This is a genomic window from Saccharopolyspora soli, assembly GCF_022678645.1.
Classification (GTDB): Bacteria; Actinomycetota; Actinomycetes; order Mycobacteriales; family Pseudonocardiaceae; genus Saccharopolyspora; species Saccharopolyspora soli.
The window spans coordinates 35,669-48,877 of record NZ_JALBWV010000030.1 but is presented as its reverse complement, the minus strand read 5'-3'; the positions used below and the strand labels follow the sequence as shown (position 1 = coordinate 48,877).

The 13,209-nt window shown below is 67.7% G+C and carries 11 protein-coding genes; 5 read left to right on the top strand and 6 right to left on the bottom strand.

The window, feature by feature from the left end; all coding sequences use genetic code 11:
• Positions 1–58: 58 nt before the first annotated feature.
• Entirely contained in the window at positions 59–997 is a 939-nt protein-coding gene (locus MOQ72_RS22760) for a phosphate/phosphite/phosphonate ABC transporter substrate-binding protein (protein WP_242187199.1), read from the bottom strand.
• Positions 998–1,137: 140 nt separating this feature from the next.
• Between MOQ72_RS22760 and MOQ72_RS22755 the strand changes: the two genes are divergently transcribed.
• Entirely contained in the window at positions 1,138–2,301 is a 1,164-nt protein-coding gene (locus MOQ72_RS22755; protein ID WP_242187198.1) for a cytochrome P450 family protein, read from the top strand.
• A 54-nt stretch (positions 2,302–2,355) separates the two neighbouring features.
• Complete coding sequence (locus MOQ72_RS22750; protein ID WP_242187196.1) at positions 2,356–3,240, top strand: DUF72 domain-containing protein; 885 nt, start codon at positions 2,356–2,358, stop codon at positions 3,238–3,240.
• A 35-nt stretch (positions 3,241–3,275) separates the two neighbouring features.
• Here the strand turns inward: MOQ72_RS22750 and MOQ72_RS22745 are convergent, their stop codons facing one another.
• The 5 genes from MOQ72_RS22745 to MOQ72_RS22725 all read right to left on the bottom strand — a co-directional run bounded on the left by MOQ72_RS22745 (position 3,276) and on the right by MOQ72_RS22725 (position 7,639).
• Positions 3,276–4,322 (bottom strand): hypothetical protein, encoded by a 1,047-nt coding sequence (locus MOQ72_RS22745; RefSeq protein WP_242187194.1) that lies wholly within the window; start codon positions 4,320–4,322, stop codon positions 3,276–3,278.
• 115 nt (positions 4,323–4,437) lie between these two features.
• Positions 4,438–5,151: a protein phosphatase 2C domain-containing protein gene (locus tag MOQ72_RS22740; protein ID WP_242187192.1), complete on the bottom strand. Its 714-nt coding sequence runs from the start codon at positions 5,149–5,151 to the stop codon at positions 4,438–4,440.
• Between the two features lie 43 nt (positions 5,152–5,194).
• Entirely contained in the window at positions 5,195–5,650 is a 456-nt protein-coding gene (locus MOQ72_RS22735) for a MarR family winged helix-turn-helix transcriptional regulator (RefSeq protein ID WP_242187190.1), read from the bottom strand.
• A gap of 262 nt (positions 5,651–5,912) precedes the next feature.
• Positions 5,913–6,350 (bottom strand): hypothetical protein, encoded by a 438-nt coding sequence (locus MOQ72_RS22730; protein WP_242187188.1) that lies wholly within the window; start codon positions 6,348–6,350, stop codon positions 5,913–5,915.
• A gap of 95 nt (positions 6,351–6,445) precedes the next feature.
• Positions 6,446–7,639, bottom strand: a complete 1,194-nt coding sequence (locus MOQ72_RS22725; protein ID WP_242187185.1) for a cytochrome P450 — start codon at positions 7,637–7,639, stop codon at positions 6,446–6,448.
• A 428-nt stretch (positions 7,640–8,067) separates the two neighbouring features.
• Here MOQ72_RS22725 and MOQ72_RS22720 point away from each other — a divergent pair, with 428 nt between their 5' ends.
• The 3 genes from MOQ72_RS22720 (at position 8,068) to MOQ72_RS22710 (ending at position 13,118) form a co-directional block, all read left to right on the top strand.
• On the top strand, positions 8,068–9,177 hold the full coding sequence (locus MOQ72_RS22720) for a DNA alkylation repair protein (RefSeq protein ID WP_242187155.1): 1,110 nt from the start codon (positions 8,068–8,070) through the stop codon (positions 9,175–9,177).
• Positions 9,178–9,324: 147 nt separating this feature from the next.
• Positions 9,325–10,461, top strand: coding sequence for a HupE/UreJ family protein (locus MOQ72_RS45255; RefSeq protein ID WP_242187153.1), 1,137 nt, complete (start codon positions 9,325–9,327; stop codon positions 10,459–10,461).
• A gap of 59 nt (positions 10,462–10,520) precedes the next feature.
• Positions 10,521–13,118, top strand: coding sequence for an outer membrane protein assembly factor BamB family protein (locus MOQ72_RS22710; protein WP_242187152.1), 2,598 nt, complete (start codon positions 10,521–10,523; stop codon positions 13,116–13,118).
• Positions 13,119–13,209 lie beyond the last annotated feature (91 nt).

Here is a 13,209-nt window from a genome sequence, read left to right as displayed (position 1 = left end):
GGGCACCCGTGACCAAGTAACTGGGTCACAGGTGCCCCTCACTCATCACCCAATCGCGTCAGCTGCCCTCGGTGCACTGCTTTTCGCGGGTGATGTTGCATACGTCGCGGACGCTGTTGAACGTCGCGTCGTCAGCCGGGACGAAGCCCCAGTAGCCGCCGATGTCGCACTTGTCGGTGCAGAAACCGTTGGCCTTGAGGTAGTCGGCGTTCGCCTTGGTCTTGAACGCCTCGACGATCTTGCCCTTCAGCGCCGGGTCCAGGTCGTCGGAGACCGCTGCCGGTGAACCTGGGATCACGTCCGAACGCCACACCACCCGCAGGTCGCCCGGCTTGAGGCTGCCCTTCTCCGGCAGCTGCTTGTCGACCATGGTGTCGTAGGCGAATCCGGCGTCGCACTGGCCGCTGTTAATCGCCAGCGCGGATGCGTCGTGACCACCAGCCATCACCGGCTTGATGTCCCGTGCGACGTCGATACCAGCGGTCTGCAGCGCCGCCTTCGGGTACAGGTAGCCGGAGGTCGAGTTGGGGTCCACGAAGCAGACCTGCTTGCCCCGGAAATCCTCCAGACGCTGGATCGGGGAATCGGCCTTGACCAGCCCGTACGACCGGTATCCGGGTACGGAGCCCGGGGTCTCGACCTGCGCACCGAGCGGGGTGATCCGGACCCCGCTGTTGCGCGCCACCACGTAGGACAGCGGTCCGTACATCGCGATATCGACCTTGCCGGTGCGCTGGCCCTCGATGACCGCCGCGTAGTCGGTGGCCTTCTCGATGCGGATCTTCTTGCCGGTCTCCTTCGACAGCATGTCGATGAGCGGCTTGAACTCCTGCTCCAGGCTGGTGGACTCCTCGGACGGGATGGACGCGAACACCAGCTCGTCGGGGTTGCGCGTGCTGCTCTGATCGGTCGCCGCGCTCGGGCCGCAGGCGGCCAGGCCCAACGGCAGCGCCACACAGGCCAGCACGGTGAGCAACCGCCGGGATACGTTGAACATGCCAGGTCCTTCCATAGCTAACGTGCGCCGCCAGCGTGCGGAAGGCAGATGGAGCGGCCGTCGGTTCCGGGTTACGCGCAATCGAACGCTCGGGGACGTTCCAACGCATCTGCCCTGACATCTCGCGTAGGTTCAATGTCGTGATCGAGATCGACTCCGCATTCATCACCGCGCCCCGAGCCACTTACGCGCGCCTGCGCGAACAAGGTCCGGTGCACCGCGCCACCGCCCCGGACGGCACGTCGATCTGGTTGGTCACCCGCTATGCCGACGTGCGCGCGGCGCTGGCCGACCCGCGGCTGTCGCTGGACAAGAAGCACTCCAACGGCGGCTACCGCGACTTCTCGCTGCCGCCCGCGCTGGACGCCAACCTGCTGAACATGGACGCACCCGAGCACACCAGGCTGCGCCGCCTGATCGGCAAGGCGTTCGCGCCGCGCCGGATCGAACCGCTGCGGCCGCGGATCCAGCAGATCGCCGACGAACTGCTGGACGCCCTGGACGGGCAGGAAGAAGCGGATCTGCTGCCCGCCTACTGCGCGCCACTGCCGATCACGGCGATCTGCGAACTGCTCGGCGTGGACACCGCCGACCGGCCGGACTTCCGATCCTGGACGGACGGCCTGCTCGCGCCCGAAACCCCGCAGCAGGCGACCGAGGCGCTCGGCTCGCTGCACCGCTACCTGCTCGACCTGATCGCGGCGAAACGCGCCAAGCCCGGCACCGACTTCCTGAGCGCGCTCATCGAACTGCGCGACGAGGAGGATCGGCTGACCGAGGACGAGTTGACCTCCGCGACCTTCCTGGTGCTGTTCGCGGGCTACGAGAACACGGTGAACCTGCTGGGCAACGGTCTTGCGGCGCTGTTGGCCCGGCCAGCGGCGCTCGCAAAGGCGCGCCAAGGAGTTTCAACGACCACTGTGGACGAACTGCTGCGGTTCGACCCGCCCCCGCAGCTGGCGATCCGCCGCTTCCCGGTGACCGACGTCGAGATCGGCGGCGTGTCCATCCCGGCCGGGGAAACGGTGCTGCTCTCCGTGGTCTCGGCGCACCACGACCCGGACCAGTACGTCGATCCGAGCCGCCTCGACCCCGGCCGCGAGGACAACCCGCACCTCGCCTTCGGCCACGGACCGCACTACTGCCTCGGAGCCTCGCTGGCGCGGATGGAGGCGGAGGTCGCCCTCGGCACCCTGCTGGGCAGGTTCCCGCACCTGGCGCTGGCGGTGCCCGAGGAAGAGCTCCAGTGGCGGAACTCGTTCCGCAACCGCGGCCTGCGGACTCTGCCTGTCACCCTCCGCTGAGGAGTCGGCGACGGCGAACCGACAGCTCGGCGGGCGGGTACCGTTGGAAGGGTCATGCGAGCTCGGTCGACGTCGCGCAGGATCCGGATCGGCACTTCCGGCTGGGTGTACGGCCCTTGGCACGGTCCGTTCTACCCGCACGATCTGCGACGCGGTGGTGAGCTCGAATACCTGTCGCACCGGCTCGGCTCCACCGAGATCAACGCATCGTTCTACTCGCTGCAACGACCGGAGCACTACCGCCGCTGGGCCGAGCAGACCCCGGACGATTTCCTGTTCGCGGTCAAGGGAAGCCGCTACATCACCCACATGAAGAAGCTCCGCGACGTCGAAACGCCGCTGGCGAACTTCTTCGCCTCCGGCGTCCTCGCCCTCGGCGCCAAGCTCGGGCCGCTGCTCTGGCAGCTCCCGCCGTCGCTGGGCGTCGACGTCGAACGCCTGACGGCGTTCTTCCGCCTCCTCCCCCGCAGCACCGCTGCGGCCGCTGCGCTGGCCTCGCGGCACGACGACCGCTTGTCGGGCCGTGCGCTCACCAAGACCGATGCGGACCGCCCGCTGCGCCACGCGCTCGAAGTCCGCCACCCGGACTTCGCCGCGCCCGAGGTGGTCGAGCTGCTCCGCAGCCACGACATCGGCCTGGTCGTCGCGGACGCGGCGGGCGACTGGCCGCACCTCGAAGACGTCACGAGCGACTTCGTCTACGTCCGACTGCACGGTGCGGAGGAGCTGTACGCCAGCGGCTACACGGCGAAGGACCTGGACCGCTGGGCGAAACTGATGCTCGCCTGGCACGCGGGCGAGTGCCCCGAGACCGAGCACACGGTGGCCGAACCAGCCCCGACGACCAAGGGCCGCGACGTCTACGCCTACTTCGACAACGACGTGAAGGCCCACGCCCCCCACGACGCGATAGCCCTCGCCAAACGCACCGCCGGGTGAACGCGCGCAATTTCGCGAGGAATTGCACAGGGTGCTCAGGACGCTTCCGAATCGGGCAGCTGCTGCCGGTCGGATGCGTCGAAGCGGTCCCGGACCAGTTCGGCCAGCTCGTGGTGGCCGTGTGCGGCCAGCACCTCGGCCAACCGGCGGCTCAGCGCCGCGCGTTCCTCTCCGGCGGCCAGTCCTTCGATCGCGGCCAACACGTGTTGCGAGGCGCCCATGCCGCTGCCGTTGAACTCGAACTCCTCCAACAGGAACGAATGCATCCCGTTGGGCACCGGTCCGATCCAATGTGGAGCGTTGAAGTCCGGGTCCGGGATCCGGGTGTCGTGCGCCGCCGCGGTCAGTCTCCGCAGGTTGCCGATCTGCCGAACCGCCTCGTCGACGTCGCCGTCCCCTCGCGCCAACCACCAAACCAACGCGCTACCGGGGTTTTTCAGCACGTCATCGGCCAGGTACGCCCGCTTCTCGCGCTCGTGGTCGCGGGCCCGCTCCCAGAGTTCGGCGTCCTTGCGGGCATCCACCAGCCGCCGTATTCGCTCCGCGTCGGCTTCGGGCAGTTCGAGCCGAACCTCGCTGGCCCAAGCAGAAATCTGCCCGGCGGGGTCCGAGCGTTGCGCGCCCAGCGCGGCGGTCAACCGGTGCCGCGCGAGTTCTCCCTCGTCCGGGGCGACTTCCGCGACGAACTGCGCCGCCTGCGCCAGGATCAGATCGACTGCGAGCCCGCCCGGATCGGCGTGCGGCAACCCCGGCGCGTTCGGCTGTGCGTACCAGATCACCTTGCCGGAGAACAGGAATCGGTAATCGGGATGCGCGCTGCGCAGCGACACGCCCGATACGGACCGCTCGTTCGTCCGCGGTGGTTCCGGACGCTGGGCGGGCTCTACCGGCTGGGGCGGAACGCGTTTCGGTGCCCGCCATCGCCGATATCGCCAGATCACCAACCACGGAGCCACGATCGTCGCGATCACCAATGCGATGCACAACCAGACCGGCCAGCCGAACCGCAATCCGAGCCCGACCCAGAGCAACGCCGCGATCACCGACACGGCCTGCACGACACCACGCTGCTCACGATTCATCGAACGTCCCTCCCCACACCGGCTCACCCCATTCAGTACCGGGTGTCCGGCGCGACGGAACCGGTCAAGCGGATTTTCCGCTCGAACAGAGCAGAACCGCGCAGTGCGTCGCGGCCTAGAACCGGACGAACAGCGCTGTTGCGTCGTCGTGGGGTTTTCCTCGGTGTCGGCTGCGTTCTTCGGGCGTCTCCGTCTGCTCCGCCGCGCGCACGCGGCGCAGCAGCTCGGCTGGGCCAGCTTGGTCGACGAGGTCCATCAGCCCTGCCCAGTCCGCCAGTCCGAACCTTTCGACGTAGCGCGATGCGCCGTCGCTGAGCAGCGCCGCTCGGCGCACCTCACCGACCGGAACCACATCGCGCACGGACTGGTAGGCGGCCGCCGGTTCCGTGCTCGCGACCCAGAACCCGCCAGGCCGGTTCCGGAGTTCGCGCACGGCCTCGACGGTGTAACTCGGCAGGTGCTCCAGCCGGTCGTCGATGATCGGTCTGATCTCGCCCGCCACGTCGAGCACGATCGGGCTGTCGGCCAGCACCAGGTACTCCAGGTCGTCGCCGCGCAGCCGGAGCAGCGCCACCGTTGTCGACGGGCTGGAGGGATTCCGCAGGTCGCAGGTGTCCGCATGCGCCGCGCCGGTCGCCTGGATCGCTTCGGCAAGCACATCCGGCGCCGTTTCATCCGACACGGCCAGCCGCTGCGCGAGCTCGCCGCCCAGTCGGCGCACCAGCCAGCGCACGTCGTGCACGCAGCCACTGTCCACACCGGACGCAGCGGTGGCGCCGTCCAGGACGAATGCCCAGTCCGGTCCGGTGACCGCGTAGTCCTCGTTCACTCGGCCCGGAGTGGCGATCGTCGCGCAGCTCACCTGCACCCGGTCAACCGCCAGGATGCGGTGGCAGCTCGTGCAGCGCCTCGACCAGCGGCGCCAGCTCCGGGAGCCGCTCGGCCTCGGCCAACGCCTTCTCCAGCGCTTCGTCGTGGGTCGGGCGGGCCTTCTCCAGCAGGGCTCGTCCCGCGTCGGTCAGCTCGGTGTAGATGCCGCGGCGATCCTCCTTGCACAGGATTCGCACCAGCAGCTCGCGATCTTCCAGTCGGCTGACCAGCCGCGTCGTCGCGCTGCCGCTGAGCGCGGTAGCCCGGCTGAGCTGCTGCATCCGCATGTGCCAGCCGTCCTGCCTGTTCAGCGCGTCGAGGACGGTGTACTCGACGACCGAGAGCCCGTGCTCCGCCTGCAGCGCCTTCTCCAGTGCCACGTCGAGCGTCCCGTGCAGGGCCGCGAGCGTGCGCCAGCCGTGGGCCCGAATCTCGACGGCGTCGTCAGCGATCCCCACCGCGCACCTCCCCTGACGTGACCTGTACCGCTCTCAACTATAGCAGCTTGCATAGGTATCCAGCGCGTGCAACTATTTATCCGACGCCTGCAACTAACTGCTAGCGCCTTGTATCTACTCGCGCATCTACCGCTTGAGGAGTTACGGGCATGCCCGTAGCACTGATCGCCCTCGCGCTCCGACCGAGCCGGTCCCGACTCCGGTCGCCTGAGCCTCGTGAGTGGTGGTGGCTGCTGGAGCGGCCACCACCACTCACGACCACTCAGTAGTCGTCTTCGCGGGAGAAGAGTTCTTCCAGGTGGTCCGCGGTTTCGGCGACGAAGTTCAGCGGATCGGTGAACTCGTTGATGTCCAGGTTCAGCAACGGCAACGAGTGGCGGAGCACGACGTGCTCCCCCATGATCACCGCGCCGCACACCACCGAGGTCTGTCCGAGCTCTTCCAGGAGCCGCCGCAGATCGACGTCGGCGACGCGGCCGCACACCGAGACGACCTGCACCCAGTCTTCGCGACCGTCGAGCCTTTCGTGGTAGATGATGACGATCTGGCTGCGGTCGTCGTCGTACTCCACGAGGATCCGGACCTCGTCATCGCTGTCCTCGATGATCCGGTACTCGATCTCCTCGTCCTCGACGTCACCGTCCTCGACGAGCCGGTACTCGGACCGGACAAAAGCGAGCAGGTCTTCCCACGCCGCCACGATTCCTCCCAGCCATCGGCAAATCCGGCCAACGCGGATCTTGCCACGACACTGGAGGACACCAGCGGAATTTCCAGCGGTAGCGACCGGAGGAGTTACCGGGTGAGCAGCGGCAGCGAACTGGCGCCGATCATGTCGGTGCCCGGCATGAACGTCGGCGCGTTGTCCGGATCGGTGCGCAGCTGGGGAAAGCGGTCCAGCAGGATGTTCAACGCGATGCGGCCTTCGAGCCGGGCCAGCGGCGCGCCCAGGCAGAAGTGGATGCCGCGGCCGAATCCGAGGTGCGGGTTGGGGTCGCGGGTCGGGTCGAAGACGTGCGGATCGGCGAACTGGCGGCCGTCCCGGTTCGCCGCCCCCAGCCACACCGAAAGGATTTGGTCCGCAGGCACCCGGTGACCGTCGAGCTCTGCTTCAGCGGTCGTGGCCCGGTAGGTGAGCGCGAACGGAGTCAGCATTCGCAGCGATTCCTCGATCGCACTCGGCAGCAGCGCGCGATCCGCGCGCACCCGTGCCGCCTGCTCCGGGTTGGCGTCCAGGCAGAGCACCGTGTTGCCCAGCAGCATGGTGGTGGTGATGTGCCCGGCGACCAGCAGGAGGTTGGCGAAGTTGACCACCTCGTTGTCGGTCAGCCGATCGCCGTCGACCTCGGCCTGCACGAGCTGGGTCAGCAGGTCCTGCCGGGGTCGCCGCCTGCGCTCGGCGGCGTGTTCGCGCAGGTAGTCGACGATCTGCTGGAAGCTCTGCAGCTTGGCGTCGAGCTCGCCCCACTGCTGCTCGTCCGGCTCGACCACCGAGAGCTGGCGGCCACCGCTGAGCTGTTCCTCCGCCCATTTCCGGAACAGCTCGCGGTCGCTGCTGGGCACGCCCAGCAGATCGGCGATGACGATCACCGGCAGCGGGTAGGCGAGGTCCGAAACCAGTTCGAACCGTTCCCGGTCGGCCACCGCGTCGAGCAGTTCGTACGTGAGGTCGGCGATCCGGGGTTCCAGGTCGGCCACGATCTTCGGGGTGAACGCGTGGCTGACCAGCCTGCGCAGCTTGCGGTGGTCCGGCGGGTCGAGCTGGGTCAGGTCGCCTTCGACGAAGGACTCGTCGATCTCGATCGGCAGCAACCGCCCGACGTTGGAGGAGAAGGTCTTCGGGTCGCTGAGGATCTCGACCGCCTCCTGGTGACCGTAGACGTTCCACACGCCGAGTTCTTCGTCGAATCGCACCGGCTGTTCCGGCTTTTGCCCGCGCAGCCAGAAATGCTGCGGGTGGCTCTCCCAGCGATCGACGTGAGCGTTCATCGAATTTCCCCTTTCCGATGGGATTTCCAGCGCGAATCCGGGCAGGATCCAGCCCCACGCCGACATCCACCGACGTGCCAGGTAAATCCCGTTGTTTTTAGGAATGCGCTGGTTGGTTTGCGTAGCGGTGCGAGTTGCGGAACCTCGGAGGCATTCTCGACTCCGGGATCCCCGACTTACGTGTGTCCAAGCGCCCGAGCATCCTCACCGCCAACCTCGGCGGCCACCGCGAGCTCCTGGCGGCGACTGCCGACATACGACGCGAGATTCATGACACCATGATGGCATCACATTGGCACCAACACAACCCATCATGGCTCAAAATGGCACCGGTTCGACAAAGCAACAGGTAAGCGTGGATCTGTCAGGCATGGCGGTCAGACTGGGGCGGCACCAGCCGGATGTCGACGCAATGCCCAGGAGAACCAATGCCTTTCGCCGACGAACTCATCGGTGACGACGCCGCCAAGGCGCTGATCAACGCGATCGCCGCGATCGTGCCCGGCACACCGCTCACCGCGCTCGACAGCGCTGTCGGCGAGCTGGCAACCCGGTCGCTGCGCGAACGCAGCGACCTCCTCCGAGACGCGCTCCTGCGGGACCTGCCCGGCGACTACGCGACCTTCGCCCGCACCATCCGCGCCGCGCAGCACGGAGAACTGCCCTTCAGCGGGTGGCTGATCTGGCCGGTCACCAGCGCGATCGCGGCGAAGGCGATCGACGACGGCGGCAGCGACGCCTTCGACGACGCCATGGACGTGCTCGCCGCGCTCACCTCCCGCCTCACCTCCGAGTTCGCCATCCGCCCGCTGCTGGACCGCGATTTGGACCGCGCCCTCGCCACGGTCCGAACCTGGACCGATTCGCCCGACGAACACGTCCGCCGACTGGCATCCGAGGGCACCCGCCCGTTCCTGCCCTGGGCGAAACGCGTTCCCGCGATCCTGGCCAACCCCAGGGCAACGCTGCCCGTCGTCAACGCCCTGTACCGCGACGAGAGCGAGTACGTCCGCCGCTCCGTCGCCAACCACCTGAACGACCTGAGCAGGCAACAGCCGGAACTCGTCGTCGAGACCGCGGCGGCCTGGCTGGCCGATCCGGACGACAACACCGCGCGCCTGGTCAAGAACGGGCTCCGCACGCTCGTCAAGAAAGGCCACTCCGGAGCGCTCGAACTGCTGGGCTTCACCCGCCCCACGAACATCGACGTCGTCGGACCGAACCTCAGCGCGGCGCAGATCCCGTTCGGCGGAACCATCACCTTCACCGCGACGATCACCAACACCGCGGCCGTGCCAGCAACACTCGTGATCGACTACATCGTCCACCACATGAAGGCGAACGGCTCCCAACGCGGCAAGACCTTCAAGCTGACCACCACAACGCTCGCCCCAGGCGAAAAGCGACAAATATCCCGAGAACACTCCTTCCGCGAGATCACCACCCGGCGCTACTACCCCGGCGCGCACGCGATAGAACTCCAGCTCAACGGCACGACCACCGGCCGGGCCGACTTCACCTTGCTGCCAACCGGCTGAATCCCGCAGGAAGTCGTTGCGGAACAACGCACTTCGCGGAAGTTGACCGGACATTTGCGCCGAAAGCCGTGAGCAGCGCGAACTGTTCATCTCAGCAAAACCGGAAATCTGCGCACTGGTTGCCCTGCGAGCCAAGCATTGCCGCCCGTGACCGAGGAACTACTTGCGCACCAGCGCATCTCGCCCGCAACGGCAACGACGTGGGCGCGCTGGGGGGCGACCGTCGCTGTGCTCACGGCGGCGCTGCTCGCCATGCTCGGGTCGTTCGCCTCCGCGCACGTGCGGTCCACGGAAGGCACTTCGCAGATCCGGCAGGACGGCTCGACGGTGCGTTACGAGCTGAGCGTGGAGTACGACCTACTGGCCGCCGCTGCGGGCCTCGGTTCACCGGACGCAGCCGAGGGCCTGCAACGGCTGCTCGAACGCCAGCACGACCGGCTCGCGTCCTACCTGACCGAGCGCGTCACGGTGTCGGTGGACGGGGTCCAGTGCGAGGCTGAGCTGGTTGGCACCGGAGTTGAGGACCGCCAAGGGCTGCGCTACGCGCACAGCTCGCTCGTCTACTCCTGCCCCGGCTCGCCTTCCGGCGCGTTCACCGTGCGCTACGGCGTCTTCTCCGAAACCGATGCAGTGGTCGACGACCAGATCAACGTCGCCGATTACCAACTCGGCGGCAGCACCGGAACGTTCGTCTTCGACACCGCCCACCACGAATTCGAGGCGGGCAAGACCGGTTTCTTCTCTGCGGTGGCCCGCTTCGCGGTCATGGGCGGCGAACACATCCTCGCCGGAATCGACCACATCCTGTTCCTCGTCACCCTGCTGCTCGGTGCCCGCGACTGGCGCAGCGTGGTGCGACTGGCGTCCGCGTTCACGGTCGCGCACAGCGTAACGCTCGGCCTCGGTGCGCTCGGCTGGGTCGCGGTGCCTTCCGCGATCGTCGAGCCGTTGATCGCACTGTCCATCGTGTACGTCGCGGTGGAGAACATCATCGGTGGTGAATCGCGGCACCGGACCTTCGTGGTCTTCGGTTTCGGCCTGCTGCACGGACTCGGTTTCGCCAGCGCGCTCAGCTTCACCGACGGGCTCAGCGGTCGACTGCTCGGCGCGCTGCTGAGCTTCAACGTCGGTATCGAGCTCGGCCAGTTGCTGATCGTCGTGGTGCTCTTCCCGGTACTGCTGTTCATCCGCCGGTACCAATGGTCCGCCTACTGGCACACCGCGGCAGCTGCCGTGGCCGGTGCCTTCGGGCTCGTCTGGTTCTTCCAACGCTTCCTGGCGTGACGCCCGCAGCTCCCGTTCGGGAGGACGTGCCTTCCCGTGCAAGAGGGAAAGGAACACTGATGATGGAATCGGCGAACAGGCTCGGCGCGTGGCGGGTATCCCCGTCCGCACGCCGCGCCCTGACGATCACGATGGCCGGTCTGACCGGCGTCGTGCTGATCAACCCCCTGGTACCGGCGGTTGCCAAGGCGCTGGCCGCATCCACCGCGACGGTCGCGGGCGTCGTCTACCAGGACCAGAACAACAACGGCGAGCAGGACAGCGGCGAACCGGGCATCGCCGACGTGAGCGTGTCCGACGGCACCTCGGTCGCCAGGACCGACGAAGCAGGCCGCTACACCATCGAGATCGGCGCTGATCGTCGGATCAGCGACCTGGTGTTCATCAACAAGCCCGCCGGGTTCGCGGTCCCGACCGACCAGTACAGAACTCCGCAGTTCTACCGCCAGTTGGGACAACTGACCGATGGCGCGCAGGCGCGCGCCGACTTCGCGTTGCTGCCCGACCCGCAGTCGCACAGCGGCAACTTCACCTTCGCCAACGTGGCTGATCCGCACGTAAACGCCGACCTGGCCAACCAGATCGCGGAGATCAACTCCACCTCGCAGGGGCTGGCCTTCGTGCAGATCAGCGGCGATCTCACCAACAATGCCACGGACGCCGAGTACGACTACTACCGCGCCGCCACCGCCAGATCGACGGTGCCGGTCTGGCCAGCGGTCGGGAACCACGAGTACTACCGGGGTGGCGGCACGACATATCCCGAGGTGATCGAGAACTACCGGCGTTACCTCGGCCCCGAGTGGTACTCGTTCGACCACGGCGACCGCCACTTCATCGTGCTGGAGAACAACGGCGCGGCACCGTTCGACGAGCAGTTCGCGTGGGCGGCGCGAGATCTGGCGGAAAACGCGGTCGGCAAGCACCTGGTCGTGCTCACCCACCAGCCGATGAACGTTCCGTTCGGGTCCTCATCGACCTACGACCGGTACAAGGCGCTGTTCGAGCAGTACCGGGCCGAACTGGTCCTGGTAGGCCACGAGCACTCCAACGACGTCGACCCGAACTGGCTGCCGGGTGCAAAGCACATCCAGACCAACTCGGGTGCCAACACCATCGACCACAGCCCCAAGGGTTTCCGCTTCGTGCACATGCGCGGCGCGGGCTTCGACAACCCGTTCCGGATGTACGGCGTGCAACACGCGCTCACCATCACGAGTCCGGCACCGGACGGCCAGGTTTCCGCGAAGGGTTTGCGCGAGGTGCAGGTCAGCGCGTATCACACGTCCGACGAAGTGCGGGAGGTTCGGTACCGCATCGACGGTTCGGCGTGGAAGCCAATGCGGCGCTCGGGCGATTTCACCTGGTTCGACCCGAAGATCCCCGATGCGGCTCGTTCGATCGGTACCCACACCGTCGACGTCGAGGCCAGCGTCAACCGCGACGAGGTGTGGACGAAGTCGGCCACCTTCCGTGTTACCGATGCCGAACCACCGACGGTGCGCCCCGGTGCGGACTGGGCCCAGTTCCACGGCAACGCCGCGCACACCGGTGTCGCCGCGGACGAGCTGAAACCCGACCTCGCGCTGGCTTGGACCCACCGCACGCCCGGCACGATCGCCACCGGCTCGCCCGTGGTCGTCGGCGGCGTGGCCTACATCGGCATCCGGGACGAGAACGGCATCGACAACAGCGGCATCGACGCCGTCGAAATGGGCACCGGCCGCACGCTTTGGCACTTCGGGACCGACTCCTCGGTGCACGGCACGCCAGCGGTCCACGACGGCATGGTGTACGTCCCGTCCGTGCGGGGCACCCTCTACGCACTCGACACCGCCACCGGTCAGCTCAAGTGGAAGCGGGAGGCCGAGCGCCCCGACCCGCCGCTGGAGCGCCGGTCGGTCTCCTACTACTCGCCGTCGATCGCCGACGGCCGGGTCTACTGGGCGTACCAGACCCGACACGGCAAGGCCGCGACCGGGCTGCTGACCGCCCTGGACCCGAAAACCGGTGCGGCGATCTGGGAAACGCCGATGACCGGCAACCGGATGAGCGACGGCACCCCGGCCGTCGCCGACGGCCGGATCTACGTCGGCGAACAGCTCACCGACCGGGTCATCGCCTACGACGCGGCCACCGGAGCGCGGCTGTGGACATCGGACACCAACCCCGACGGCGGCTCGCAGGACGCCGCGCCCGCCGCGGCCGGTGGGCGGGTGTTCATCGGCTACGGCAACGCCGTGATCGCCCGTGACGCCACGACCGGCACCCGGTTGTGGACCTACCAGAGCCCCGATTCGGGCTTCGGCGACTCCACGTCGGCAGCCCCGGCCGTCGCCGGAAACACCCTGTACATGGGCTTTCCGGACGGCCGCGTGACGGCGTTGGACGTCAGCACCGGCACAGTGGTCTGGAGCGTCCGCCTGCCCGGACGCCCCTACCACGGTGGCGTGTCCTCCTCGCCTGCGGTCAGCGGCAACACGGTGTACGTCGGCGCCAACGACGGCCACCTGTACGGGCTCGACCGCACGACGGGCGCTCAGCGGTTCAGCTACGAGATCGGCACCCGAGTGGCCTCCGGCCCGGCGATCTCCGGCAACGCGCTTCTGGCGGGCGCTTGGGACGGCAACCTCTACGCCTTCACCGGCCGGGCCTAGGCGCCCGATTCCGCTCCTGGCGGACAGGTCCCGCCAGGTGCTTCCAGCTCCGTCGCACTAGCAGGCGGCGGTGTCCCATCCATCGATGTCC